Below are 25,155 nucleotides of genomic sequence, written 5' to 3' on the forward strand. Positions count from 1 at the left end.
GATGACCCGATCTCTCGGCGCCGCCGTGGCCGCGCTCCTGCTCTTCGCCCTCGCGGCGTGCTCCGGACTTCCGATGACCGGACCGGTCAATCCCGGCATCGAGCCCGGCGAGGAGCCGCCGACGCCGGACTTCTTCTACCTCCCCGAAGGGCCTCAGCCGGGGGCGTCGCCCGAGGACATCGTGCGGGGGTTCATCGAGGCGGGAACGGGTCCGGCCGACAACTGGGCGACGGCGAGGCTCTTCCTCTCGACCAGTCTCGCCGAGGCGTGGGATCCCACCGCCGGTGTCACGATCGACGATCGCGGCGATCGCACGTACGCCGACCCGACCACCAATCAGGTGTCGCTCACCGTCGAGGCCGACGCGACCGTGAGCGCCGCGGGTGCGTACGAGACCGGCGGCAGCGGAGTGACGATGCTCGATTTCCGCCTCGCGCAGCGCGACGACGGAGAGTGGCGGATCACGGAAGCCCCCGACGGCATCGTGCTCGGCACGGACCAGTTCCCGAACGTGTACGGCGAGTACTCGCTGATGTACTTCGATCCGAGCTGGACGTACCTCGTGCCCGACGTGCGCTGGTTCCCCACCATCAACGCCCCCACCTGGATCTCCGACGCCCTCGTCGGGGGATCGCCCAGCCCGTGGCTCGCCGAGGCCGTCGTCAGCGCGATCCCCGAGAGTGTGACGCTCTCGCGGCCGTCGGTGCCCGTCAGCGGCGGCGTCGCCGACATCGACCTCTCGCCGTCGGCCCTGGGCCTGGAGCAGGACGGCGTCGACCGCATCTACACCCAGCTGCAGGCGAGTCTCGCCTCCGCCGGAGTGACCGATGTGCGCCTCACCGCGGATTCGACGCCCCTGTCCGCCGACACGGTGTCCGTGCGCTCGACACGCGTCGCCACGAGCCCTCTCGTGCTCACGGCCGAAGGATTCGGCTTTCTCTCGGGAGACGAACTCACCCCGATCGAGGGGCTGTCCTCGGCCATGACGCAGGTCGACGCGGCGGCGGTGCAGGTCGCCCCGGACCGGGATGCGGCCGCGGTCCGCACCTCCGGAGGGGCGGTGGTGCGGGTGACCGCAGACGGCGAGGTCCTCCTCGTCGATGAGCGCGCGGGCCTCCTGGACCCGTCCATCGATCCGCGCGGGTACGTCTGGAGCGTGCCGGCGCAGAATCCCGGCGGGCTGCGGGCGACCGGCGAGGACGGCGTGCCGCTGGAGATCTCGGAGGCGTTCCCCGAGGCCGCGGAGCTGGCGGCGTTCGCCGTCTCGCGCGACGGTGCGCGCCTCGCCGCGATCGTGTCCTCGAACGGGAGATCCGGTATCTGGATCGCCGGCATCGTCCGCGACGCCGACGGCGCGCCGCTGCGGCTGACGGACCCGTTCGAGCTCGGTCCCATCACCGGTTCCGGCCTCTCGCTCGCCTGGCTCGATGACACCACGGTCGCCGCGGTCACCCGGTCCGGCACCGATCTCACGCTCGTGGAGCAGGTGGTCGGGGGAGCGGCCGTGTCCGGCGCGGCGCCCTCCGGAACGGTCTCGGTGGCCGGTGCCAACACCGATGCGTCGGTGCGCCTGCGCTCAGACGAGGGCCTTCTGTACGTGCGACGCGGCGCGAACTGGGAGCAGACCGCGTCCGAGATCCTCGTGCTCGCGACGCAGCAGGGCTCGCCCGCCGGGCCGTGACCTCCCCTCCCCGGTGTGCGCACGCCGCAGCGGCGTCCACAGGCCGGCGGGGATGGCGGCAGGCGCCGCGCGGGCGCGGCACGATGACCGGGTGTCCACAGTGCAGATCGAGATGTTCCGCGAAGCACTCGGCGATGTGCTCGCGCTGGTGTTCCCGGTCGCCTGCGCAGGGTGCGGGGCGTGGGACGTCTCCCTCTGCACGGGCTGTCGTGAAGAGTTGACGGGTGACCCGGTGTCGCGTCGGATCGCCGACGTGCCCGTGTGGAGCGCTCTGCTGTTCGAGGGGGTGGCCGCGCGCGTCATCCGCACCCTGAAGGAGGACGGACGCACCGCGCTCGCCCGGCCGCTCGCGACAGCCGCCACCGGTGCGATCGAGCGGGTGCGGGCGCATGCGCCCGCCGACACCCTGTTCGTGCCGGTGCCGTCGTCGCGGTCCGCGTTCCGCCGCCGCGGCTTCCGGCCCGTCGAGCTCCTCATGGCCCGTGCGTCGCTGCCGGTGTCGCGTTCGCTCCGCCTCACCCGGATGACCGCCGATCAGCGCCGGCTCGACGTCGCCGCGCGCGCCGCCAACGTCTCCGGTGCCTTCCACGCGAACCGCGTCGCGGGCCGCGACGTGATCGTCGTCGACGACGTCGTGACCACCGGCGCGACGCTGGATGAGGCGATCACGGCCCTGCGTGTCGCCGGCGCGACCGTCCGCGGCGCGGTGACGGTGGCGGCCACACCCCGCCGCGCGGTGCACAGCGGATCCGAATCGGACGCATCCGGAATTCCTGCGTGACACTTCCCGCGCCGGGGTCTACGGTGGGGGGACCAAGGCGACTGATGGTCCGCCCTTGAACCGGGCGGACCGGAACAAGGAGGTCAGGGATGGAAACCAGCATCGTCGGCGTGGGAGTGAACGTGACGGATCGCTTCCGCTCGATCGTCGAAGAGAAGACCACCCGCATCGAGCACCTCGCCACGCGCGCGCAGCGCGTCGACGTGAAGGTCACCCACCGGGCGTATCACAACGGTCGGATGGAAGACGACACGGTCGAGCTCACGGTCACCGGCAAGGGACCGATCGTGCGGGCCGAGGCGACCGACGGCGACAAGTTCGCGGCTCTGGATCTCGCGGTCGACAAGCTGTGCGAGCAGCTGCGTCGCGCCAAGGACAAGCGGGTCGACCAGCGCAACCACCCCCGCGGTGCGAAGTTCGCCAAGGAGAGCGGCGCACTGCAGGGCATCGACCTGCAGCCGGCGTCGGCGGAGGCCATCCACGCCGTCTCGACCGGTGAGATCCCGACCGTGGGCGGCGCCGCGACCGACGAGGAGGACTACAGCCCCGTCGTCATCCGCACCAAGGAGTTCGAGCCGGAGTGGATGACCGTCGAAGACGCGGTCGACCGCATGGAGCTCGTCGGGCACGACTTCTTCCTGTTCATCGACGCGCGCACGGACCACCCGAGCGTGGTCTACCGCCGCAAGGGCTGGGACTACGGTGTCATCTCGCTGACGACGCAGGCAGCACCCGTGGCGGTCGCGTCCTGACCGAGCGCTGAGGATCAGTCGAACATGCCGTCGAGCAGGCCGCCGATGACGAGGCCGCCGAGGATGCCGCCCATGAGATCGCCACCACCGCGGCCGCCCCGCTGAGGTCCGCCCCAGCCGCCGTTCCACTGATCGGGTCCGCCCGGCGGGCGGGAGGAGTCGATGTCGCGCTGGGCGAGCTGGAGCGATTCGCCGGCGAGGGTCGCTGCGCGGCGGGACAGGACCATTGCCTGCTCGCGATCGTCCTCCGCGATGTCGCTCGCGGTCGCGGCCGATCCGCCGACGAGGCGGTCCAGGTCCTGCCGCACCCGGTCGGCCTCGGCGAGGCGGGTTCGTGCGTCGGCTCCGATCCATCCGCGGTGACCCGCGATCACGTCGCGGGCCACGTGCAGCTGCCGGTCCGCGTCGTCGATGGCGTGCCGCACGTGGGCGAGGTCGGGGATGACGCGCCGTGCCCGTTCCTCGGCGGCCGCGATGGCCGCGTCGAGGCCGGTGTTCGCCTCGCGCAGCCGGGACAGGTCGCCGAACGGGTCGGTCTTGGCGCCCGGTGCGGGGAGGGCCGCCAGCGCGGACTGCAGGGCGGTCATCGCCTCGGCGACCGTCGGCACCTGCGGCGCGGACAGCGCGGCGACCAGGTCGCCGCGAGAGTCCTCCACGATCGCGGCGAGCGTCGACTCGGCTCGCAGCGCCTCGATCTCGAAGGTCTCGACGGCATCGACGAGCGTCGCCGCCCGACGGGCCGCCTCGGTCGCCGTCTCGAGAGCGAGATTGGCCTGTTCGCGCTGTCCGGCGTCGCGCCGGCGTTCGGCGACGTCGGCGCTGTGCTCGGCGAAGCGCAGCAGCTGGTCGGCCTCGGCCGCGTTGTCGGCGACCTGGCCGAGCGCGGCGGCGCTGTAGCGCTCCGCGAGGCGCGAGACCGTCTCTCGGGCGTGGGGGATCCGGGTGCGCAGGCGCTCCGCATCCCGTCGCACGCCGGCGATGATCTCCGGGGCACGCCGTGCGCGCTCGATCGGTTCGGCGAGGGCGTCGGTGCGGTCATCCAGCAGCTCGTCGGCCCACGTGCACAGCTGCACGATGCGCGCATTGCGCGTGCGCAGCTCCTCCGGGGTGTCCGGGATCTCGTCGTGGTTCAGCTGGTGCAGGTGGAAGGCTTCGGCGAGATGCGTGCGCACCGCGTCGAGGGCGTCTCGCAGATCACCCGTGGGCCCTTCGCCCAGCTCCGCCACGGCGAAGGCGAGCTCGTCGGTGGTGACGCGGATGCGCTCGTCCACCTCGACCAGAGCCCGCTGCGCATCCCGCGCGAGGTCGACGTCCTGGGCGTGAAGTTCTTCGCGTTCGCGCTTGCGTCTGCCCCAGAATCCGGCCATGACTCGATCCTACGAGCGCGACGGATGCCCTCGATGCGGGTTCGCTGAGAGCGCTCGTCGTCGTGCCGGCGCCGCGTCGCGGTGGAGCCGAGGTCAGCCGTCGCGACGACGCGGCTTGCGCTCGCCGCGCGCGTCGCGGTCGCGGGGAGGGCGCCGCTCGTCGCCACCACTGCGGCGTCGCGCCGGGCCACCGGTGTCCGGCCGGATCTCGATGAGTCGCCCCGAGATACGGGTGTCGGACAGCCGGTCGAGCGTGTCGCGCGACATGTCGGCGGGCAGCTCGACCAGCGAGAAGTCGGGACGGATCTGGATGCGTCCGAAGTCGTCGCGTCGCAGTCCACCCTCGTTCGCCAGCGCGCCGACGATCTGGCGCGGCTCGACCCGGTGCCGCTTGCCCACCTCGATGCGGTACATCGCATACTGACCCGCGCGCCGCTCGGGGCGGTCGCCACGCTCGCTACGGTCGCTCTCGCGCCGGTCGCTCCGGTCGCGTCGGTCGTCGCGGTCACGGGGCGGACGCGCCGGCTCGACGTCGGGGTCCAGCAGCAGCGGTGTCTCGCCCTGGGCGACGATCGCGAGGGCCGCAGCGACGTCCACCTCGGGCACGTCGTGGTGGCGCACGTAGTGAGCGACGATGTCGCGGAACCGGTCCACGCGCTCGCTCTCCGCGAGCGCCGCGGTGATGCGGTCGTCGAAGCGCGACAGCCGCGTCTCATTGACCTCGTCGACGCTCGGCAGGCTCATCTCGGTGAGCTCCTGACGGGTCGCCTTCTCGATCGCCCGCACGAGCCAGCGCTCCTTGGGCGTGACGAACGAGATCGCGTCGCCGGTGCGTCCCGCGCGCCCGGTCCGGCCGATGCGGTGGACGTAGGACTCGGTGTCGGTCGGGATGTCGTAGTTGACCACGTGCGAGATGCGCTCGACGTCGAGGCCGCGCGCGGCCACATCGGTCGCGACGAGGATGTCGAGCTTGCCGGACTTCAGCTGATTGACGGTCTTCTCGCGCTGCGCCTGCGCGATGTCGCCGTTGATCGCGGCGGCGGAGTAGCCGCGGGCGCGGAGCTTCTCGGCGATCTCCTCCGTGATGCTGCGGGTGCGTCCGAAGACGATCATGCCGTCGAAGTTCTCGACCTCGAGGATGCGGGTGAGCGCATCCATCTTCCGCTGCCAGGCCGTGATCAGGTAGCGCTGGGAGATCGTGGCCGAGGTCGTGGTCTTCGTCTTGACCGTGATCTCTTCCGGATCGTGCAGGTACTGCTTCGACATGCGGCGGATCGCCGCGGGCATGGTCGCCGAGAAGAGGGCGACCTGCTTGGTGTCGGGCGTCTCGGCGAGGATCGTCTCGACGTCCTCGGCGAAGCCCATCTTGAGCATCTCGTCGGCTTCGTCGAGCACGAGGTAGCTCAGCTCCGAGAGGTCGAGCGTGCCCTTCTCGAGGTGGTCGATGATGCGGCCGGGCGTTCCGACGACGATGTGCACGCCACGCCGGAGTGCCGACAGCTGCACGCCGTATCCCTGGCCGCCGTAGACCGGGAGCACGTGAACGCCCTTGAGGTGACCGGCGTACTTCTCGAACGCCTCGCACACCTGCAGCGCGAGCTCGCGGGTCGGTGCGAGCACGAGCGCCTGCGGGTTCTTCTGCGCAGGGTCGAGGCGGTCGACGATCGGCAGGGCGAACGCCGCGGTCTTGCCGGTTCCGGTCTGCGCCATGCCGACCACGTCGCGGCCGGACAGCAGGGTCGGGATGGTCGCGGCCTGGATCGCCGACGGCGTCTCGTACCCGATCTCGCGGAGGGCCTTCAGCACCGGATCGCTCAGGCCGAGGTCGGAGAAGGTCGGCGCGGCGGTCTCGGCGGCGGCGTCGGATGCGGCGGGAGCGTCGGTTTCGGTCACAGTTCAGGGTAGGCGGCCCGGATGGGTGGGCGCCACCACGCCGAGCCCGGCCGCCGCAGAGGAGATCCCGTCTGCAGAGGATGCATCCGCGCGTTCTCGTCCTCCTGGCGCGGATTTTCCTCTGGAAGCGTCGCGGTTCTTGGCGGGGCGACCCCGCTTGGGCCGCTCGGCTGACACCTCGAGGGACATGGCATGCTCCGGATGGCGTGCCAGGCGCTGCTCGGTGTGGTCGAGCCAGCGAACCTCGGCTTCGGCGGCGAAGATCATCGAGTCGACCACGAGCGACCGGGCGAGCTCCTGCGGCCCCGCGGGGTCGCCCGCGGCCTTCTTCGCACGCTCGAGCGACTGCAGCTGCGCGAGCGATGCGTGTCGCTGCGTGTGGATGACCTCGCCGACGTCCACCCCCGGGAGCGTCGCCGCGACGGCCAGCTTGATCGCCAGCTGGTCCCGAGGGCCCTGTCCGCGATCGACGGGGGAGCCGAGCCACGCGGCGACCTCGGTCGAGCCGGCCCGCGTGATCGACCAGTAGACGTGGCCGTGCTCGTCGCTGTCGCCCTTGATCACGAGGCCGTCGCGTTCGAGACGGTCCAGCGTGTTGTAGATCTGGCCGACGTTCAGGGGCCACGTCGATCCGGTGCGGCGCTCGAACTCGGTGCGCAGCTGATATCCGTAGCACGGGCCCTGATCGAGGATCGCGAGCAGGCTCTGACGAACGGACATGTGTCCTCCCACCTCCGGGGCGAACCGGCTCGATGGATACCGAGTATGTACATGCCGAGCATATGCATGTCGAGTATCGGAGTACCCAGCGCACGCGAAGGTCACGGGCCGATAACATGGTCGGGTATGCCCGCCGGGCGCCCGATGGCGTGCGCGGGAGTCGCCCGCCCGAGAGATGGAGACATTCCGTGGCAAACGCCCTCGAGAAACTGCTTCGTGCCGGAGAAGGCCGCATCCTGCGGCGCCTCCAGCAGACGGTGAAGGCCGTCAACGCGCTCGAGGAGGACTACACGCATCTCACCGATGAGCAGCTGCGCGGCGAGACGGCCGAGCTGCGCGAGCGGTTCGAGAAGGGCGAGACGCTCGACCAGCTGCTGCCGGAGGCCTTCGCCGCCGTCCGCGAAGCGGCCAAGCGCACGCTGGGGCAGCGCCCCTACGACGTGCAGATCATGGGCGGCGCGGCGCTTCATCTCGGCAACATCGCCGAGATGAAGACCGGCGAGGGCAAGACCCTGGTGGCGACCTTGCCCGCCTACCTCAACGCCATCGCCGGCCGCGGCGTGCACATCGTCACCGTCAACGACTTCCTCGCGTCGTACCAGTCCGACATCATGGGCCGCGTCTTCCGCGCGCTCGGCATGACCACCGGCACGATCGTGTCGGGTCAGACGCCCGACGTGCGTCGCCAGCAGTACGCCGCCGACATCACCTACGGCACCAACAACGAATTCGGATTCGACTACCTGCGCGACAACATGGCGTGGCGCAAGGAAGACATGGTCCAGCGCGACCACTTCTTCGCCATCGTCGACGAGGTCGACTCGATCCTCATCGACGAGGCCCGCACGCCGCTGATCATCTCGGGGCCGTCGTCCGGGGAGGCGAACCGCTGGTTCGTGGAGTTCGCGAAGATCGCCCGCACCCTCGAGTCGGGTGTCGACTACGAGGTCGACGAGAAGAAGCGCACCGTCGGCGTGCTCGAACCGGGCATCGAGAAGGTCGAGGACTACCTCGGCATCGACAACCTCTACGAGTCGGCGAACACCCCGCTCATCTCGTTCCTCAACAACTCGATCAAGGCGCTGGCGCTCTTCAAGCGCGACAGCGACTACGTCGTGATGAACGACGAGGTGATGATCGTCGACGAGCACACCGGGCGCATCCTCGTCGGGCGTCGCTACAACGAGGGCATCCACCAGGCGATCGAGGCGAAGGAGGGCGTTCCGGTCAAGGCCGAGAACCAGACCCTCGCCACCGTCACGCTGCAGAACTACTTCCGCCTGTACGACAAGCTCGGCGGCATGACCGGTACGGCCGAGACCGAGGCCGCCGAGTTCATGTCGACGTACAAGCTCGGCGTCGTGCCGATCCCCACCAACAAGCCGATGATCCGCAAGGACCAGTCCGACCTCGTGTACAAGAACGAGGAGGCCAAGTTCGTGCAGGTGGCCGAAGACATCGCCGAGCGACACAAGGCCGGTCAGCCCGTGCTCGTCGGAACGGTCAGCGTCGAGAAGAGCGAGTACCTCTCGCGCCTGCTGGCGAAGAAGGGCATCAAGCACGAGGTCCTGAACGCGAAGAATCACGCTCGCGAGGCCGAGATCGTCGCCCGAGCAGGGCGTCCCGGCGCGGTCACCGTCGCGACCAACATGGCCGGCCGTGGTACCGACATCATGCTCGGCGGCAACGCCGAGTTCCTCGCGGTGCAGGAGATGAAGGCGAAGGGGCTCGACCCGCACGAGACCCCCGACGAGTACGAGGCCGCGTGGGACGAGGTCTACGAGGCGACGCGCGAGCGGGTCGCCGAAGAGGGACGGGCCGCGCGCGAGGCCGGCGGTCTCTACGTGCTGGGAACCGAGCGCCACGAGTCGCGCCGCATCGACAACCAGCTGCGCGGACGCTCGGGGCGCCAGGGCGACCCCGGCGAGAGCCGCTTCTACCTGTCGCTGACCGACACGCTCATGCGTCTGTTCCAGTCCGGGGCCGCCGAGGCGATCCTGTCGCGCACGAACTTCCCCGACGACGTCGCCATCGAGTCCGGCATGGTCTCGCGCGCGATCAAGAGCGCGCAGTCCCAGGTCGAGGCACGCAACGCCGAGGTGCGCAAGAACGTGCTGAAGTACGACGACGTGCTCAACCGCCAGCGCGAGGCGATCTACGCCGACCGCCGTCACATCCTGCACGGCGACGACATCGCCGACCGCGTGCAGCACTTCATCGAAGACGCCGTGGGTGCCGTGATCGACGACCACACCGGCGCCGGTCACAACGAGAGCTGGGACTTCGACGCCCTGTGGACCGAGCTGAAGACGCTCTATCCGGTGGGCGTGACGATCGACGAGGTCGTCGCCGAAGGCGCCGGTCGCAAGGGCGGCATCACCTCGGAGGGCCTCAAGCGCGAGGTGCTCTCGGATGCGCGGATCGCCTACGAGTCCCGCGAAGAGGCCCTGGGCTCCGAAGCCATGCGCGAACTGGAGCGGCGGGTGGTGCTGCAGGTGCTCGATCGCCGCTGGCGCGACCACCTCTACGAGATGGATTACCTCAAGGACGGCATCGGACTGCGTGCGATGGCCCAGCGCGACCCGCTGATCGAGTATCAGCGCGAGGGCTACCAGATGTTCCAGTCGATGATGGGGCAGATCAAGGAGGAGTGCGTCGGCTACCTCTTCAACCTCGAGGTCGAGGTGCGCAAGGCCGCCGACGGGCAGCAGGTCACCCAGGTGGAGGCGAAGGGCCTGTCGGCCACGCCGTCGGACGGGCAGCGCCTGCAGTACTCCGCGGCCAACGACGCCGGCGAGGTCGAGGTGCGCAACGAGCGCGGTCAGGTGCAGCAGGCCGAGACCACCCGTGTGCGCCAGGCAGCTCAGGCGGCGCAGCCCCCCGCTGCCGAGGCTCCGCGCGGAGCCTTCGGGCAGAAGACCGACGGCGCGGATGCGCCCGCGGCCGCCCCGCAGAACCGCGCGCAGCGTCGCGCGGCCGGCAAGAAGAACTGATCGCCCGGCGGTGCCACCGGCATCCGATTGGCCTCACGGCCCGGACGGTGGCGCCGCGAGGGCGGCGATAGAGTGATCCGATGAGTCCGCTTCGCCCCCTAGACCAGTCGAGCAAGCTCAAGAACGTCCTGTACGAGATCCGCGGACAGGCGCTCGTCGAGGCCGACCGGCTCGAGTCCGAGGGTCACACGATCCTCAAGCTCAACACGGGCAACCCCGCCGTCTTCGGATTCGACGCGCCGTATCAGATCGTCCGCGACATGATCGAGGCCGTCCCGCACGCGCACGGCTACAGCGACAGTCGCGGGATCATGTCGGCGCGACGAGCCGTGATGTACCGCTACGAGGAGATCCCCGGGTTCCCGGCGTTCGATCCCGACGACGTGTACCTCGGCAACGGCGTCTCGGAGCTCATCACGATGGTGATGCAGGCCCTGCTCGACGAGGGCGACGAGGTGCTGATCCCCGCGCCGGACTACCCGCTGTGGACGGCGATGACGAGCCTCGGCGGGGGGAACCCGGTCCACTACGTGTGCGATGAGCAGAACGGCTGGCAGCCGGACCTCGAGGACATCCGCTCGAAGGTCACCGACCGCACCAAGGCGATCGTGGTCATCAATCCGAACAACCCCACCGGTGCGGTCTACAGCAGGGAGGTGCTGGACGGGATCGCCGAGATCGCCCGGGAGAACTCGCTGCTGCTGCTCGCCGACGAGATCTACGACCGCATCCTGTTCGACGACGCCCAGCACATCCCGATGGCGTCGGTCGCCCCCGACCTCCTGTGCCTCACCTTCAACGGACTGTCCAAGACGTATCGCGTCGCCGGCTACCGGTCGGGCTGGCTGGTCGTGACCGGCCCGAAGACCCACGCCGGCGGATTCCTCGAGGGGATCACCCTGCTGGCCTCGACCCGCCTGTGCCCCAACGTGCCGGCGCAGCACGCGGTGCAGGCCGCCCTGTCGGGTGTGCAGTCGATCGATGCCCTCATCGCCTCCTCCGGGCGCCTCCACGAGCAGCGGGATGCCGCGTGGAAGACGCTCGAATCGATCCCGGGCGTGACGTGTGTGAAACCGTCGGGTGCGCTCTACGCGTTCCCGCGGCTGGACCCTGAGGTGTACGAGATCCACGACGATCTCAAGCTCGTGTACGACTTCCTCGTCGCCGAGCATGTGCTGCTGGTGCAGGGCACCGGGTTCAACTGGCCGACCCCCGACCACCTGCGCATCGTGACGCTCCCCGAGGCTCGTGTGCTCACGGAGGCGATCGAGCGCCTGGGGAACTTCCTGGCCTCTTACAAGCAGTAGCGCTTCAGAGGAGTGCGAGCGACGTCGCGCGCCAGCGCCCGTCCATGCCCTCGAGGCGAATGGCGATGGCGCGTGTGCGCGCCGGACCGCGGACCACGACGACCGCTTCGACCGCGCCGTCGGCGGGCGAGGTGTGGCGCACCGAGAGCACGGTGTGCACCGGCCGCGACGCGGGAACGCCGCGGGCGCTGCGGGCACGCGTGGCGAGGTTGGCGCGGGTGAGGAGCACGCGGAAGACGTCTTCGGTCATCCATCGTGCGAGCTGCTCGATCTCGCGCACGCCCGACATCACCTCGAGCACCCCGACGCTGAGATTGCGCAGCAGCTGCGTGGGCTCGGGAAGGTCGCTCGTCGACGTCGGCTGCGGTGCGAAATACTCCGAGACCGCCGTGGTGCTCCACGGTCCGGATGCGGCGCGGGCTGCGCCTGAAGAGTTCTGAACCATGGCCCCCCTGCTCTCCTGTCGGTCGATCTGCCAGAAGTAGAGCACACAGCGGATGTTCAGGAACCGCCCGGGAGGCCCCTGTGGATAACTTCTCATCGAACCCTCATGTCGCGGCTAGCCTCGTCTCGTGCGCTGGGATCGCTTCTTCGACGACCTCGAAGATCAGCTCGCCTCCGAGTGGGAGGCCGAGCGCGCCGCGCTGGACACCGAGGCCGAGAGGCTGCGTCTGTCGCGGGTGTCGCTGCGCGAGAGACTGCTCTGCTTCGCCGCTGACCGGGCCTCGGTCACGGTCGCTCTCGTCGACGGTGCGCGTCTTCACGCGACTGTCGCCGGCGTCGGCGCCGACTGGTTCTCTGCGCTCGAGGGCGACGGCGGCGGTGCGGCGCTCGTACCGCTCGCAGCCATCACGGAGCTGGCGGCTTCCCACGCCGATCTCCTTCGATCCGCGCGCCCGGCTGCCCAGGGCTCCGCCCTGGCCGAGAAGATGACGTTCGGATTCGCGATGCGCGATCTGGTGCGACGACGCGTCGCCGTCGGCGTGCACCTTCATGCCGGTCGCCTGCTTCACGGAACCGTCGATCGCGCGGGCGCCGACCATCTCGATCTGGCGCTGCACGACGCGGGAAGCGCGCGGCGAGCTGCGGCGATCACCGGGTATCGGATCGTGCCGTACGGCACGATCGCGCGTGTGCAGGTCGACGCGACCACTCCCGTCCCCCTCGGCTGACGGGGCTCCTCAGTCGGGGTTTCGCACCACGCCGGTGCCCCACAGCTCCGGAAAGCTCGCCGCATTGGACTGACGCCACAGCGCCATACGTCGCGCTTCCTCGGCCTGATCGTCGAGGTACGCCGCCACGCTGGATTCCTCGATGCGCCACCGGGCGGGAGAGCCCACGCGCATCCCCGACAGTCGGCCCTGCTCGACGAGTGCCAGCACTTCGCCCACCTCGATCTGGAGCACCTCGGCGACCTGGGCCGGCGCGAGAAGCCGGCCTCCGGCGGTGGGCGAATCGGGCATGACCCCATTATCGACCCCGACCGTGTGTCGTCAGCGGGTGTCGCGAGCGTGTTGTGGATAACCTTCGGGCCCGGCCGGCGCGCTGCGACACGATGGTGCACATGACCAGCTCCGAAACCGTGCGCGCCCGCCGTCGCGCACCCTGGGTGGACGTGCGCTTCCTGCTCGGCATCGTCCTCATCCTCGCCTCTGTCGCGGGCGTGTGGTTCGTGGTGAGCGCTGCGCGTCAGACCGCCCCTGCGATCGCGGCCGCGACGACGCTCGTGCCCGGCGACGTGATCTCGGCGACCGACGTGCGCGTTGTCGAGGTGGCACTCGGAACCCTCGACGAGGCGTATCTGTCGCCGGAGGAGCTCGAGCTCGGGGCGGTGACCACCCGCACGGTGGCCGCCGGCGAACTCGTCCCGCACGACGCCGTCGGTGCCGGTGAAGACGCGGCGAGCACGACGATCGTGCTGCACACGGCGACCGACGTTCCGGCCTCGGTGAGCGCCGGGTCGGTCGTGGAGGTGTGGGCGGCTCCGCTGACGGAGGAGGGCGGCTACGACACCCCGCGCATCCTGGTTCCCGACGCGACCGTCGTGTCCGTCGCGCGTGACGATGCGGTCGTCGGCACTGCCGATGTCGCGCTCGAGGTCGTGATCCCGCGAGCGGATGTCTCCGTCGCGCTCGCGGCGATGGCGGACCAGTCCGCCCTGTCGGTCGTGCCCGCGGTCGGAGGCGGCCGATGAGGGCGATCCTCGCGGTCGATGACGAGGGGAGCACGGCCGCGTCGCACCTGCGCGAGGAAGGAATCGACGTCGTCGCCGTCGTCTCGGCGGACACCCCGGCGCGTGCCGCCGCCGACGGGGCATTCGGCGACGAGGGTGACGCGTTCTTCGGGGCGCTCGCCGAGGTCGACGTGCTCATCCTGCGAGTGCGCCGGCGCACCCTCACCGACGGCCTCGTCGGACTGTGCGACCGCCGCGCCGTGAGGATCGTGGCGCTGGTCGGAGATGACGACGACGAGCGCGTCGCGCAGTCGTTCGGGCTGCTGACCATCCTGCCCGCCACGGCGGAGGCGTTCGCCGTGGCGGACGCGCTGCCGAGCGTCGCGGTCGCCGCGGGGGAGCAGTCCCGTCCCGCGACGGCGGGGCCCCGGACGATCGTGGTGTGGGGCCCGCACGGGTCACCCGGGCGCTCCACGGTCGCGATCGAGCTCGCCGTGGAGCTTGCGCGCGGGGATCGCCATGTGGCCCTGGTCGACGCCGACTCGCATGCGCCGTCGATCGCGCTCTCCCTCGGCCTCGCCGACGAGGGCCCGGGATTCGCGGCCGCGTGCCGGCAGGCGGCTCTGGGCACCCTCGACGCCCGGGAACTCACCCGCATCGCGCTGCCCCTGGAACGCACCGGTGTGGAGGTCCTGCCCGGAATCAACCGCCCCTCGCGATGGCCGGAACTGGCCGAGTCTCGCGTGTCCTCGGCCCTCGAGGCCTGCCGCGAATGGGTCGATCACACCGTCGTCGACGTGTCCGCTTCTCTGGAGCAGGACGAGGAGATCATGAGCGACCTCGATGCGCCGCGCCGCAACGGTGCGACCCTCGCCGCCCTCCGCTCGGCCGATCTCGTCGTCGCGGTGGCGACGGACCCGGTCGGTGTCGCGAGATTCCTGCGCGGCTATGCGGACCTGCGCGCGGTCGTGGGGGCGACTCCGGTGCTCACGGTGGCCAATCGACTCCGCCCGGGCGCGCTCGGCATCGACGCGCGCGGGCAGGTGCGGCGCACGCTCGATCGATTCGGCGGCATCTCCGACGTGCGCTTCCTGCCGGCCGACGCCCGCTCGGCCGACGCCGCGCTGCTGGCCGCGCGTCCTATCGCCCTCGCTGCGCCGCGCTCGCCGCTGATCGCGGGGATTCGTCGAATCGTGGGGGAGGCGGTGCTCCCACCCACGCCGGCAGCGGCCGCGCCGGCTGCGCGTGCGACCCGTCGCGGACGACGCAGGCACAGCGCGGTCGGAGCGACCTCTTAGGCTAGAGGCGTGTCGACCCTCAGCGATCTCGTCTACTCCCAGGGCCTTTCCGACGACGCCGACGTCGAGTGGCTGCATCGTCTGGCCGGCGACGGTCAGCTGCTGGCAGACCTCGCCTTCGCCGACATCGTGATCTGGGTTCCGACGGCTGACGACTCCTTCGTCGCGATCGCCCACGCCCGCCCGAGCGGCGCGGCGACCCTGTTCTACCGCGACATCGTCGGTGACCGTGTGCGGCCGCAGTGGCGCACCCAGGTGCGCGACGCGCATCGCACCCGCGAGATCGTCGATTCGGCATCGCCGGACTGGTTCGAGGAGACGCCGACCCGGGTGCGGGCGGTGCCGATCGTGCGCGCCAAGGACGGCGGCTCGGTGTCCATCGGCGTGCTGACCCGTCACACCAACCTGGGCGAAGCGCGAACCCCGTCCCGCCAGCAGATCACCTTCAACGACTGCGCCGACGAACTGTTCGGCATGATCTCGTCGGGAGACTTCCCCGACCTGTCGGCCCCGACCGCTCCGCGGCGAGGGGCGCCACGTGCCTCGGACGGGCTCATCCGACTCGATGTCGACGGCATCGTCACCTTCGCCAGCCCCAACGCCCTGTCGGCGTTCAACCGGCTCGGTTTCGACGACGAGCTCGAGGGGGAGCCGCTGGTCGAGGTGACAACGCGCATCATTCCGGAGAAGCGACAGTTCGACGAGTCGCTTCCCCTTGTGGTCACCGGCCGTGCGCCGTGGCGGAGCGATGTCGAGGCGCGCGGCGTGACGGTGTCGCTGCGCACGATTCCGCTGCGCGATCGCGGCACGCGCATCGGCGCGATCGTGCTCTGCCGCGACGTCACCGAGATCCGTCACCAGGAGCAGGAGCTCATCACCAAAGACGCGACGATCCGCGAGATCCACCACCGCGTCAAGAACAATCTGCAGACGGTGGCGTCCCTGCTGCGGATCCAGGCGCGGCGCTCCCACACCGACGAGGCGCGCGACGCCCTGACGCATGCGATGCGCCGCGTCTCGGCCATCGCCGTCGTCCACGACACCCTGTCGGAGGGCCTCACGCAAGTGGTCGACTTCGACGACGTCTTCGACCGCGTCCTCAAGCTCGTCGCCGAGGTGGCCGCGTCACCCAGCACTCGTGCACGCACCCGCAAGTCGGGGCGCTTCGGCACGCTTCCCAGCGAGTACGCCACCCCGCTCGCGCTGGCACTGACCGAGCTGGTCACCAACGCCGTCGAGCACGGCCTCGCGGGCCGCGAGGGCGAGGTGGAGATCATCGCCGAGCGCACCGAGGAGCGACTCGCGGTGCGGGTTCGCGACAGCGGATCCGGACTGCCCGAGGGGCAGGTCGGGCGAGGCCTCGGGACGCAGATCGTCCGCACGCTGATTCAGGGAGAGCTCAGCGGAGCGATCGACTGGCACACGCTCGTGGGAAGCGGGACCGAGGTCACGATCGACATCCCGCTGCGCTACATCGGTCGCGCAGCGAGATGAACCGGAGCGTCAGCTGGCGCGGCGCGCGCGAGCGGCGCGTCGCTTCAGAGCCCGGCGCTCGTCTTCGCTGAGCCCACCCCACACGCCCGAGTCCTGGCCGGATTCCAGGGCGTACTGCAGGCAGATCTCGGTGACGGTGCACCGGGCGCACACGGCCTTGGCCTTCTCGATCTGGTCGACCGCGGGGCCGGTGTTGCCGACCGGGAAGAACAGCTCGGGGTCGACGGTCAAACAGGCGGCCTTGTCACGCCAGTCCATGGTGGTGCTCCTTGCGACGGATGGTGGGGGATGTCCCAGAGCCCGGATCGGGTTCCGATACCCTGTGGAGGGATGCGAGCGGATCGCTCGCCCCACGGCGCTGTGGGAGCACACGGCTCCGAAGATCCTCCCATAGCACACGAGTCGAATCAAGGGTTTACCGTGGGGTTTCGCGGAGGTTTCCTCCAAGACGCCTCGAAGGTCGCCACGGGTGCTGCACGGCGAGCAGATGCGCAGCCGTCGGCGACGAATGAGAAGGAGTGGTGAAGACCGATGTCCCGACTCGTGATGGCGCCGTTCGCCGCGGCCGGTCTTGCGCTCGAAGCGCTGGGTGTCGCCGCGCTGGTGGGCTGGCAGATCGTTGCGCTCGCGACCGGCGACACCGCATCCACGGTGTCGGCCGTCGCTCTGGCCGTGTTGACCGCGGTCGGCGCGGTGGGCCTGGGGGCGTTCGCGGTGGCGGTGCACCGCGGCTCGTCGATGGCGCGATCGGGAGGGATCGTCGCGCAGGTGCTGATCCTGGCCGTCGCGCTCGGCGCGGCCACGGGCGAGTACGCCCATCCGCTGACGGCCGCCGCGATCGCGGTGCCGGCAGTGGTGGAACTGGTGCTGCTGATCGTCACCGCCGGTCAGGCGGCGCGGCTGGCCGCAGCTGACGACGACGCCGCTGCGGACGACTCCGTCTGACGGCCGGTCCAGCCGGACTCAGTCGAGCCCGAGCAGCTTGCGGATCCGCGCGACGTGGCCGGTCGCCTTGACGTTGTAGAGGGCGTGTTCGACGATTCCCTCGCCGTCGAGCACGATCGTCGAGCGGATGACTCCCTCGATCTTCTTGCCGTAGTTCACCTTCTCGCCCCAGGCGCCGTAGGCCGAGTGGACGGCATGATCCGGATCGCTCAGCAGGTCGTAGGTGAGACCGTCGCGTTCGCGGAACTCGCGCAGCTTCGCGAGGTCGTCGCGCGAGACGCCGAGCACGCGGTACCCCGCGGCCTGGATCGGACCGATCGAGTCGCGGAAGTCGCACGCCTCCGTCGTGCACCCCGGGGTCATCGCAGCTGGGTAGAAGAACAGGATGGCGCCGGTGCCGCGCAGGTCGGCGAGGGTGACGGTGCTGCCGTCCTGGTCGGTGAGGGAGAAATCGGGTGCGGGCGTGCCGGGCTCGAGGCGCGTGGTCGTCATGCCTCCAGCGTAGGTGTCTCAGGCGCGGTCGGCGAAGGTCGACAGCAGGCGCTGAAGGGAGTCCAGGCGAGCCGCGCCGCGCGCGCCCAGGCGTCCCTCTGCGACGGCCTCGACGATCGCGCAATCCGGCGCGTCGGGAAGATGCGTGCAGCCGCGTGGGCAGTCCCTGGCGATCTCGGCGAGATCGGTGAAACCCTGGAGCAGGTTCGCGGGATCGACGTGGCCGAGACCGAAAGAGCGCACGCCGGGAGTGTCGATGACCCACCCGTTCCCCGCCGCCGCGCGGTATCTCAGACTCACCGTGGACGACGAGGTGTGCCGGCCACGACCGGTCACCTCGTTGACGTGTCCGGTGGCGCGTCCGGCCGTGGGCACGAGGGCGTTCACGAGGGTCGACTTGCCGACGCCCGAGTGCCCGACGAACACCGTGGAGTGGCCCACGAGAGCGGCGCCGACGTCGTCGACGGGGATGAGTCCGCGGGCGCTGGTGAACACCCGCAGGTCCAGCCCTTCGAAATGCTGGAGGAAGCGCGTCGGATCGGCGAGGTCGGTCTTGGTCACGACCATGAGCGGGCGGATGCCCGCGTCGAGGGCCGCGACGAGGTAGCGGTCGACGAGCCGCTCGCGCGGCTCTGGGTCGGCGGCGGCGACCACCACGAGCATCTGATCGGCGTTGGCGACCACGATGCGTTCGACCTGGTCGGTGTCGTCGGCGCTGCGGCGCAGGAGAGACGTGCGCTCCTCGATGCCGACGATGCGGGCGAGGGTTCCGGCCGTGCCCGAGGTGTCGCCCACCACGCGAGCGCGGTCGCCGGTGACGATCGCGGTGCGGCGCAGCTCCCGCGCGCGTGTGGCCAGTGCGGGATGCTCGTCGGGTCCGTCTTCGTCGACGAGCACCGTGTACCGGCCGCGGTCGACGCCGAGCACGCGGCACACCACGGCGTCCTCGTGCGCGGGCCGCCGTTTGGTGCGTGGGCGATTGGCCTTCGGATTCGGTCGCACGCGCACATCGGACTCGTCGAACTCCGGCTCGTCGTCTTCGTCGACGTCGTCGAGCCAGCTCACCGCGCCTCCGCCGTCACGAGGCCAGTGACGCCGACACGTCGTCGCCGTGGATCATCGCTCGCCACAGCTGGGGGAACTGCGGCAGGGTCTTGGCCGTCGTGCCGATGTCGTCGACCTCGACACCCGGCACGGCGAGGCCGATGAGGGCTCCCGTCGTCGCCATGCGGTGATCGTGGTGCGCGCGCCAGACGCCGGCATGCAGCGGGCGTGGCACGATACGGATGCCGTCCGGGAGCTCGTGCGCCTCGCCGCCGAGGGCGCGCAGCTCCCCGATGAGCGCGGCGATGCGATCGGTCTCGTGACCGCGGATGTGCCCGATGCCGTGGAGCACGCTCTCGCCGTCGGCGAAGGCCGCGAGACCGAAGATCGTCGGGGCGAGCTCGCCCGCGGCAGAAAGGTCGAGTTCGACGCCGTGAATGCCGTTGCCGGCCCCGACGGTCAGCGCGCCGCCGCGCCGGCTCACGCGCGCCCCCATGACGGCGAGGATGTCCGCGAGCATCGCGCCCGGCTGCGTGGAGTGGGGCGGCCACCCCTGCACGGTGACCTGGCCGCCGGCGACCATCGCCGCGGCCAAGAACGGTGCGGCGTTGGACAGGTCGGGTTCGACGGCGATGTCCTTGCCGCGGATGGGGCCCGCCGGCACGATCCACTCGCCGACGGACGGACGCTCGACGTGCACGCCGCGATGCGCGAGTGCTTCGACGGTCATGTCGATGTGCGGCATGCTCGGCAGCCGATCGCCGGCGTGCACCAGGTGCAGGCCGACGTCGAAGCGGGGTGCGGCCAGCAGGAGGCCGGAGACGAACTGGCTCGACGCGCTGGCGTCGATCGTGATCTCGCCACCGCGCACGTGCCCGTGACCGCGCACCGAGAACGGCAGCGACCAGCGACCACCGTCGTCGATATCGACCCCCACGTCGCGGAGCGCCTTGATCATCGCTCCCATGGGTCGATGCAGCGCGCTCTGGTGCGCGGTGACGGTGATCTCGCCTCCGGTGAAGCCCGCCAACGGCGTGACGAACCGCATCACGGTCCCCGCCTGACCGCAATCCACGACGCCGCCCTCCGACAGCGGCCAGCGCGGCGTGATCACCAGATCGTCTCCGAACGGACTGTCACCGGCCTCCGTCTCGATCCCGACCCCGAGCGAGCGCAGGGCGTCGACCATGCGGGCGGAATCGTCGGAATGGAGCGGGGCACGCAGACGACTCGGGCCGTCGGCGAGAGCCGCGAGAACGAGCTCGCGGTTCGTCAGTGACTTCGAGCCGGGCACGGACAACGTCGAATCCAGCGGCCCGTCGGCGACGGGCGCCTGCCAGGCTCCGGTCGCGGCCGGAGTGGACGTGGGGGAATACCCGTCGGTGGTCATCGGTTCCTAGATTACTGAACCCTCGAGAGGAGCCGCATGATCACGACGCTGAGTCGTCCCGTGACGACGCATATCGGCGCCTCGGAGACCTCGCACGGGGCCGACGTAGACTTCTCCGTGATGAGCGATCAGGCCGAGACGGCGGAAGAGGCCCGCACCCAATTCGAGGCGCAGGCGCTGCCGTTCATGGACCCCCTGTACGCGGCGGCCATGCGCATGACGCGGAACCCCGCCGACGCCGCGGATCTGGTGCAGGAGACGTTCGTGAAGGCGTTCGCCTCGTGGTCGTCGTTCACGCAGGGGACGAACCTCAAGGCGTGGCTCTACCGCATCCTCACCAACACCTACATCAACACCTACCGCAAGAAGCAGCGCGAGCCGTATCAGGGCACCATCGACGAACTCGAGGACTGGCAGCTCGGCGGCGCCGAGTCCACCACCGCCACGAGCAGCCGGTCGGCGGAGGCCGAGGCGATCGACCACATGCCGGCGTCGGCGGTAAAGGATGCGCTGCAGTCCATCCCGGAGGACTTCCGGATGGCGGTCTACCTGGCAGACGTGGAGGGGTTCGCCTACCAGGAGATCGCCGACATCATGAAGACCCCGATCGGCACGGTCATGAGCCGCCTGCACCGAGGCAGGCGGATGCTGCGTGATCTGCTGGCGGAGTACGCACGGGAGCGCGGCATCCAGACCGCGCCGACGAGGAGTGAGAAATGACCGATTGCGGCTGCGAGAAGGCGCGGCGCGACCTCGAGGAGTACCTGCGCAACGAGGTCTGCAAGACCGAGCACGCCGACATCAAGGAGCACCTGGAGCACTGCCCGGCGTGTCGCGATGAGGCGCTCGTGGCAACGACCCTGACCGACGTGGTGGCGCGGGCGTGCCGGGAGACCGCGCCCGAGGATCTGCGCGATCAGGTTCTCGCCCGCGTGAGGGCCATCCAGGCCGGTCACTGATCGTTCACGGCACCACCACGGTCAGGGCGTGTGACGAAGACCGCGGCATCCATGCGGTGCGGCGGGCTTCGTCACAGCTCCGTGCGCTGTTCAGCGCAGCGTGAGAGCGGTCTTGATGATCTCGGCCTGCTCGAGCGCGTGCACCTTCGGTGAACCGGTTGCGGTGGAGGCGGCGGCTTCGCGGGAGACGCGGCGGACGGTGCGGCCATCGAGGTGCTTGGACAGCTCGAGCGCGATGAACGGCCACGCACCCTGGTTCTCCGGCTCGTCCTGCACCCACACGAGCTCCGCGTCGGGGTAGGAGGCCAGCACCGACCGCAGGGCCTCGACCGGTGACGGATAGTACTGCTCGAGGCGCACCAGCGCGACGGCGGGATTCGGGTTCTTATCGAGCTCGGCGCGCAGATCCCAATGGATCTTTCCCGCATGCAGCAGCACGCGGCGTACGGCGCTCTTGTCGATGCCGCGGTCGTCGTCGAGCACGGGTTCGAACCGCCCGGTGAGGAACGCGTCGACGGGGCTGGTCGCGCCGCGCAGGCGCAGCATGGCCTTCGGCGTGAACACGACGAGCGGGCGACGCGGCCGCGCGTAGGCCTGTCGGCGCAGCAGATGGAAGTAGGAAGCCGGCGTCGACGGGCGCGCGATGGTCATATTGTCCTGCGCGCACATCGCCAGGAAGCGCTCGATGCGGGCAGACGAGTGGTCGGGTCCCTGACCCTCGTATCCGTGGGGGAGAAGCAGAACCACGCTCGACTGCTGGCCCCACTTCTGCTCCGCCGAGGAGATGAACTCGTCCACCACCGATTGTGCGCCGTTGGCGAAGTCACCGAACTGCGCCTCCCACAGCACGAGCGCCTCGGCGCGCTCGACCGAGTATCCGTACTCGAATGCCATCGCGGCGTACTCGCTGAGCAGGGAGTCATAGGCGAAGAACTTGCCCTGGCTGTCGGACAGGTTCGTCAGCGGCAGCCACTCCTGCCCGTTGGCGCGATCGTGCAGCACGCTGTGGCGCTGCGCGAAGGTGCCGCGACGGGCATCCTGACCCGCCAGGCGCACCGGCGTGCCCTCGACCAGCAGCGAGCCGAAGGCGAGCAGTTCGCCGAACGCCCAGTCGATCCCGCCGTTGCGGCTCATGTCGTGGCGCTTGTCGAGCAGCTGCTGCAGCTTGCTGTGCACCGTGAAGCCCTCGGGCTTGTTCACGAAGCGGTCGCCGATCATGTGGACGACCTCGCGCGAGACCGCCGTCGACTCGGGCTCGCCGACCGAGGCATCCGGTGCCGCATCGGTGTTGACGACCTCGTTGGTGCCCGTCTCGGCGGCGTGCGTCTCGGCGAAGGCGACCTCGAGGCGGCCCTGGAAGTCCTGCTTGGCCTGCTCGTACTCCTCCTGGGTGATGTCACCGCGACCGACCAGCGACTCGGTGTACAGGCGCCGCACGGAGCGCTTGGCCTCGATGAGGTTGGTCATCAGCGGCTGCGTCATCGACGGGTCGTCGCCCTCGTTGTGACCGCGACGGCGGTAGCAGACGAGGTCGATGACGACATCCTTGTGGAACTTCTCGCGGTAGGCGAACGCCAGCTGGGACACGCGCACGACCGCTTCGGGGTCGTCGCCGTTCACGTGGAAGATCGGAGCCTGGATGGTCTTGGCGACGTCGGTCGCGTACACCGAGGTGCGGGCGTCCTGCGGCACGGTGGTGAAGCCGACCTGGTTGTTGACCACCACGTGGATGGTGCCGCCGGTGCGGTAGCCGCGAAGCTGCGACATCTGCAGCGTCTCGACGACGACGCCCTGGCCGGAGAAGGCCGCGTCGCCGTGGACCAGAACCGGCAGCCACGAGAACGAGCCGATGGGCTTGAGGTCCTGCTTGGCGCGCACGATGCCCTCGAGCACGCCGTCGACCGTCTCGAGGTGCGACGGGTTCGCGGCCAGGTACACCGGCAGCTCCTCGCCGCCGTCGGCGACGAAGGTCCCCGACGTTCCGAGGTGATACTTCACGTCGCCCGAACCGCTCTTGGAGCCGATCGCGACGGAACCCTCGAACTCGCGGAACACCTGCCCGTAGGTCTTGCCGGCGATGTTGGTCAGCACGTTGAGGCGACCCCGGTGCGCCATGCCGATCGCGGCGCCGTCGAGCCCCGCCTCGGCCGCACCCTGCAGGATCTCGTCGAGGAGCGGGATCAGCGACTCGCCGCCCTCGAGGCTGAAGCGCTTCTGGCCGACGTACTTCGTCTGCAGGAACGTCTCGAACGCCTCGGCCTGGTTCAGCTTCTTCAGCACGCGCAGCTGCTCGTCGTGCGTCGGCTTCTGGTACTTGACCTCGACGTTGTCCTGGAACCAGCGACGCTGATCGGGATCCTGGATGTGCATGTACTCGATGCCGATCGTGCGACAGTACGAGTCGCGCAGCACCCCGAGGATGTCGCGGAGCTTCATCACGCGCTTGCCGCCGAAGCCGCCGGTGACGAACTCGCGGTCGAGGTCCCAGAAGGTCAGACCGTGCTGCTCGATCTCGAGGTCGGGGTGGGTGCGTTGGATGTACTGAAGGGGGTCGATGTCGGCCATGAGGTGCCCGCGCACCCGGAACGAGTTGATCAGTTCCTGGACGCGGGACTGCTTGTCGACGCGCTCCGCCAGGTCGACATTGATGTCGTTGGCCCAATGGATCGCGGCGTAGGGGATGCGCAGTGCGGCGAAGATGTCGTCGTAGAAGCTGCGCTCGCCGATCAGCAGCTCGTGCACGCGCTTGAGGAACTCGCCCGAGCCGGCGCCCTGGATGACGCGGTGGTCATAAGTGCTCGTGAGCGTGATCGTCTTGCCGATCGCCATCTCGTTGAGCGTCTTGGAGCTGGCGCCCTGGAACTCCGCGGGGTAGTCCAGCGCGCCGGCGCCAACGATGCAGCCCTGACCCTTCATCAGTCGCGGCACCGAGTGCACGGTGCCGATGCCGCCGGGGTTGGTCAGCGAGATCGTCGTGCCCTGGAAGTCGGCCGCGGTGAGCTTGTTCTTGCGCGCCCGGCCGACCAGGTCCTCGTAGGAGGCGAGGTACTCGCCGAAGGAGAGGGATTCCGCGCGCTTGATCGAGGGCACCAGGAGGGCGCGGGTGCCGTCGGGCTTGGGGATGTCGATCGCGATGCCCAGGTTGATGTGGGCCGGCGCCACCACCGAGGGCTTGCCGTCGATCTCGGCGTAGAACACGTTCTGGCTCGGGATCTCCTTGAGCGCCCGGATGATCGCCCAGCCGATGAGGTGCGTGAAGCTGACCTTGCCGCCGCGCGTGCGCGACATGTGGTTGTTGATCACGATGCGGTTGTCGATCATGAGCTTCGCAGGGATGGTGCGCACGCTCGTGGCGGTGGGCACCGTCAGCGACTCGTCCATGTTCGCCGCGAGGGCCTTCGGCATGCCGCGCAGCGCGGTGACCGTGTCCTCCTCGGTCGACTCCTCGGCAGAGGAGGGCACGACCTTCGGCGCCTGGGCGGGGATCGGCTGCGCCGCAGCCGGCTTCGCGGTGGTGCGCGCCACCGGCGGTGCGCCGATGACGGGAACCGGCGCGGTCACCGGGTGTGCGGTCGGTGCGGCTCCATCCGGGGCCGGGACCTCGCCCTTGACGGGGCTGTACTCCTCGAGAATCGGCCACCAGGCCTTGTCGACGGAGTTCTTGTCGACCTTGAACTGCTCGTACAGCTCGTCGACGAGCCATTCATTGGCCCCGAACTCCCCTTCGCTCGAAACCCCGACGCCCGTCACCTGGCTCGACACGCCTTATCGCCCGCTTTCGTGAAGATCGTGTGGAATACGACGAACCGTCAGCGGCTCGCACGCTCGAGGATCAAGCGTAGTCCTTTCTGGCTGGGCGTTCGCCA

The 25,155-nt window shown here is 69.9% G+C and carries 21 protein-coding genes and 1 pseudogene; 12 read left to right on the plus strand and 10 right to left on the minus strand.

Annotation, left to right across the window (positions count from 1 at the left end; translation table 11 throughout):
• Nucleotide 1 precedes the first annotated feature (1 nt).
• The 3 genes from B3S45_RS12475 to hpf all read left to right on the plus strand — a co-directional run bounded on the left by B3S45_RS12475 (nt 2) and on the right by hpf (nt 3,214).
• Nucleotides 2–1,681: an LpqB family beta-propeller domain-containing protein gene (locus tag B3S45_RS12475; protein ID WP_286720980.1), complete on the plus strand. Its 1,680-nt coding sequence runs from the start codon at nt 2–4 to the stop codon at nt 1,679–1,681.
• 91 nt (nt 1,682–1,772) lie between these two features.
• Nucleotides 1,773–2,462 (plus strand): ComF family protein, encoded by a 690-nt coding sequence (locus tag B3S45_RS12480; protein WP_286720981.1) that lies wholly within the window; start codon nt 1,773–1,775, stop codon nt 2,460–2,462.
• An 89-nt stretch (nt 2,463–2,551) separates the two neighbouring features.
• Complete coding sequence (hpf, locus tag B3S45_RS12485) at nt 2,552–3,214, plus strand: ribosome hibernation-promoting factor, HPF/YfiA family (RefSeq protein ID WP_194383490.1); 663 nt, start codon at nt 2,552–2,554, stop codon at nt 3,212–3,214.
• A 14-nt stretch (nt 3,215–3,228) separates the two neighbouring features.
• Here hpf and B3S45_RS12490 read toward each other — a convergent pair whose 3' ends face one another.
• The 3 genes and pseudogenes from B3S45_RS12490 to B3S45_RS12500 all read right to left on the minus strand — a co-directional run.
• Nucleotides 3,229–4,581 (minus strand): hypothetical protein, encoded by a 1,353-nt coding sequence (locus B3S45_RS12490; protein WP_286720983.1) that lies wholly within the window; start codon nt 4,579–4,581, stop codon nt 3,229–3,231.
• 93 nt (nt 4,582–4,674) lie between these two features.
• Entirely contained in the window at nt 4,675–6,474 is a 1,800-nt protein-coding gene (locus B3S45_RS12495) for a DEAD/DEAH box helicase (RefSeq protein ID WP_286720984.1), read from the minus strand.
• Between the two features lie 138 nt (nt 6,475–6,612).
• Nucleotides 6,613–7,194: pseudogene (locus tag B3S45_RS12500) on the minus strand (PadR family transcriptional regulator); the annotation flags it as partial.
• Nucleotides 7,195–7,382: 188 nt separating this feature from the next.
• Between B3S45_RS12500 and secA the strand changes: the two are divergent.
• Together secA and B3S45_RS12510 are read left to right on the plus strand one after the other, a co-directional pair.
• Entirely contained in the window at nt 7,383–10,187 is a 2,805-nt protein-coding gene (secA, locus tag B3S45_RS12505) for a preprotein translocase subunit SecA (RefSeq protein WP_286720985.1), read from the plus strand.
• 80 nt (nt 10,188–10,267) lie between these two features.
• Nucleotides 10,268–11,494 carry a pyridoxal phosphate-dependent aminotransferase gene (locus B3S45_RS12510; RefSeq protein WP_071045367.1) on the plus strand — a complete coding sequence of 409 codons (1,227 nt, stop codon included), beginning with the start codon at nt 10,268–10,270 and terminating at the stop codon, nt 11,492–11,494.
• 4 nt (nt 11,495–11,498) lie between these two features.
• Here B3S45_RS12510 and B3S45_RS12515 read toward each other — a convergent pair whose 3' ends face one another.
• Complete coding sequence (locus B3S45_RS12515) at nt 11,499–11,939, minus strand: Rv3235 family protein (protein ID WP_071045396.1); 441 nt, start codon at nt 11,937–11,939, stop codon at nt 11,499–11,501.
• A gap of 127 nt (nt 11,940–12,066) precedes the next feature.
• Here B3S45_RS12515 and B3S45_RS12520 point away from each other — a divergent pair, with 127 nt between their 5' ends.
• Nucleotides 12,067–12,666, plus strand: coding sequence for a hypothetical protein (locus B3S45_RS12520; RefSeq protein ID WP_286720988.1), 600 nt, complete (start codon nt 12,067–12,069; stop codon nt 12,664–12,666).
• A gap of 9 nt (nt 12,667–12,675) precedes the next feature.
• Here the strand turns inward: B3S45_RS12520 and B3S45_RS12525 are convergent, their stop codons facing one another.
• Nucleotides 12,676–12,957: a helix-turn-helix domain-containing protein gene (locus tag B3S45_RS12525; RefSeq protein WP_194383483.1), complete on the minus strand. Its 282-nt coding sequence runs from the start codon at nt 12,955–12,957 to the stop codon at nt 12,676–12,678.
• Nucleotides 12,958–13,058: 101 nt separating this feature from the next.
• Between B3S45_RS12525 and B3S45_RS12530 the strand changes: the two genes are divergently transcribed.
• The 3 genes from B3S45_RS12530 to B3S45_RS12540 are packed head-to-tail and all read left to right on the plus strand — an operon-like array spanning nt 13,059 to nt 16,459.
• Nucleotides 13,059–13,688, plus strand: coding sequence for an SAF domain-containing protein (locus tag B3S45_RS12530; protein ID WP_194383482.1), 630 nt, complete (start codon nt 13,059–13,061; stop codon nt 13,686–13,688).
• Nucleotides 13,685–14,965 (plus strand): AAA family ATPase, encoded by a 1,281-nt coding sequence (locus tag B3S45_RS12535; RefSeq protein ID WP_286720991.1) that lies wholly within the window; start codon nt 13,685–13,687, stop codon nt 14,963–14,965. Before B3S45_RS12530 ends, B3S45_RS12535 begins: the two co-directional genes overlap by 4 nt.
• Before the next feature lie 9 nt (nt 14,966–14,974).
• Nucleotides 14,975–16,459, plus strand: a complete 1,485-nt coding sequence (locus B3S45_RS12540) for a sensor histidine kinase (RefSeq protein WP_286720992.1) — start codon at nt 14,975–14,977, stop codon at nt 16,457–16,459.
• Between the two features lie 9 nt (nt 16,460–16,468).
• On the opposite strand, the gene B3S45_RS12545 is transcribed toward B3S45_RS12540, so the two are convergent.
• Entirely contained in the window at nt 16,469–16,717 is a 249-nt protein-coding gene (locus B3S45_RS12545) for a WhiB family transcriptional regulator (RefSeq protein WP_036295594.1), read from the minus strand.
• A 273-nt stretch (nt 16,718–16,990) separates the two neighbouring features.
• Between B3S45_RS12545 and B3S45_RS12550 the strand changes: the two genes are divergently transcribed.
• The gene (locus B3S45_RS12550; RefSeq protein WP_286720997.1) at nt 16,991–17,404 is read left to right on the plus strand and encodes a histidine kinase; all 414 of its coding nucleotides are present in this window, start codon (nt 16,991–16,993) and stop codon (nt 17,402–17,404) included.
• 18 nt (nt 17,405–17,422) lie between these two features.
• Here B3S45_RS12550 and bcp read toward each other — a convergent pair whose 3' ends face one another.
• From bcp to aroA, 3 genes are read right to left on the minus strand one after another with little or no spacing between them, the layout of a single operon-like run.
• Nucleotides 17,423–17,896 carry a thioredoxin-dependent thiol peroxidase gene (bcp, locus tag B3S45_RS12555; protein WP_286720999.1) on the minus strand — a complete coding sequence of 158 codons (474 nt, stop codon included), beginning with the start codon at nt 17,894–17,896 and terminating at the stop codon, nt 17,423–17,425.
• A gap of 18 nt (nt 17,897–17,914) precedes the next feature.
• Nucleotides 17,915–18,961 (minus strand): ribosome small subunit-dependent GTPase A, encoded by a 1,047-nt coding sequence (rsgA, locus tag B3S45_RS12560; protein ID WP_286721000.1) that lies wholly within the window; start codon nt 18,959–18,961, stop codon nt 17,915–17,917.
• A 13-nt stretch (nt 18,962–18,974) separates the two neighbouring features.
• Nucleotides 18,975–20,330: a 3-phosphoshikimate 1-carboxyvinyltransferase gene (gene aroA, locus B3S45_RS12565; RefSeq protein ID WP_286721001.1), complete on the minus strand. Its 1,356-nt coding sequence runs from the start codon at nt 20,328–20,330 to the stop codon at nt 18,975–18,977.
• 120 nt (nt 20,331–20,450) lie between these two features.
• Here aroA and B3S45_RS12570 point away from each other — a divergent pair, with 120 nt between their 5' ends.
• Both B3S45_RS12570 and B3S45_RS12575 read left to right on the plus strand, forming a co-directional pair.
• Complete coding sequence (locus B3S45_RS12570; protein WP_143003761.1) at nt 20,451–21,050, plus strand: sigma-70 family RNA polymerase sigma factor; 600 nt, start codon at nt 20,451–20,453, stop codon at nt 21,048–21,050.
• Nucleotides 21,047–21,289: a zf-HC2 domain-containing protein gene (locus B3S45_RS12575; RefSeq protein WP_071045358.1), complete on the plus strand. Its 243-nt coding sequence runs from the start codon at nt 21,047–21,049 to the stop codon at nt 21,287–21,289. The genes B3S45_RS12570 and B3S45_RS12575 overlap by 4 nt, the downstream gene beginning before the upstream one ends.
• Nucleotides 21,290–21,379: 90 nt before the next feature.
• On the opposite strand, the gene B3S45_RS12580 is transcribed toward B3S45_RS12575, so the two are convergent.
• A complete protein-coding gene (locus B3S45_RS12580; protein ID WP_286721002.1) occupies nt 21,380–25,051 on the minus strand; it encodes a multifunctional oxoglutarate decarboxylase/oxoglutarate dehydrogenase thiamine pyrophosphate-binding subunit/dihydrolipoyllysine-residue succinyltransferase subunit in 3,672 nt (1,223 codons plus the stop codon).
• Nucleotides 25,052–25,155 lie beyond the last annotated feature (104 nt).

The sequence above is a fragment of the Microbacterium sp. UBA1612 genome (assembly GCF_002321605.1).
Classification (GTDB): domain Bacteria; phylum Actinomycetota; class Actinomycetes; order Actinomycetales; family Microbacteriaceae; genus Microbacterium; species Microbacterium luteum.

What these genes read in the sequence shown, in the direction of transcription:
- B3S45_RS12575 (WP_071045358.1), top strand. Translation starts at nt 21,047, where the DNA reads ATGACCGATTGCGGCTGCGAGAAGGCGCGGCGCGACCTCGAGGAGTAC.
- B3S45_RS12530 (WP_194383482.1), top strand. Translation starts at nt 13,059, where the DNA reads ATGACCAGCTCCGAAACCGTGCGCGCCCGCCGTCGCGCACCCTGGGTG.
- B3S45_RS12570 (WP_143003761.1), top strand. Translation starts at nt 20,451, where the DNA reads ATGAGCGATCAGGCCGAGACGGCGGAAGAGGCCCGCACCCAATTCGAG.
- B3S45_RS12550 (WP_286720997.1), top strand. Translation starts at nt 16,991, where the DNA reads ATGTCCCGACTCGTGATGGCGCCGTTCGCCGCGGCCGGTCTTGCGCTC.
- hpf (WP_194383490.1), top strand. Translation starts at nt 2,552, where the DNA reads ATGGAAACCAGCATCGTCGGCGTGGGAGTGAACGTGACGGATCGCTTC.
- B3S45_RS12510 (WP_071045367.1), top strand. Translation starts at nt 10,268, where the DNA reads ATGAGTCCGCTTCGCCCCCTAGACCAGTCGAGCAAGCTCAAGAACGTC.
- B3S45_RS12490 (WP_286720983.1), bottom strand. Translation starts at nt 4,581, where the DNA reads ATGGCCGGATTCTGGGGCAGACGCAAGCGCGAACGCGAAGAACTTCAC.
- B3S45_RS12475 (WP_286720980.1), top strand. Translation starts at nt 2, where the DNA reads ATGACCCGATCTCTCGGCGCCGCCGTGGCCGCGCTCCTGCTCTTCGCC.
- aroA (WP_286721001.1), bottom strand. Translation starts at nt 20,330, where the DNA reads ATGACCACCGACGGGTATTCCCCCACGTCCACTCCGGCCGCGACCGGA.
- B3S45_RS12545 (WP_036295594.1), bottom strand. Translation starts at nt 16,717, where the DNA reads ATGGACTGGCGTGACAAGGCCGCCTGTTTGACCGTCGACCCCGAGCTG.
- bcp (WP_286720999.1), bottom strand. Translation starts at nt 17,896, where the DNA reads ATGACGACCACGCGCCTCGAGCCCGGCACGCCCGCACCCGATTTCTCC.
- B3S45_RS12525 (WP_194383483.1), bottom strand. Translation starts at nt 12,957, where the DNA reads ATGCCCGATTCGCCCACCGCCGGAGGCCGGCTTCTCGCGCCGGCCCAG.
- B3S45_RS12515 (WP_071045396.1), bottom strand. Translation starts at nt 11,939, where the DNA reads ATGGTTCAGAACTCTTCAGGCGCAGCCCGCGCCGCATCCGGACCGTGG.
- B3S45_RS12535 (WP_286720991.1), top strand. Translation starts at nt 13,685, where the DNA reads ATGAGGGCGATCCTCGCGGTCGATGACGAGGGGAGCACGGCCGCGTCG.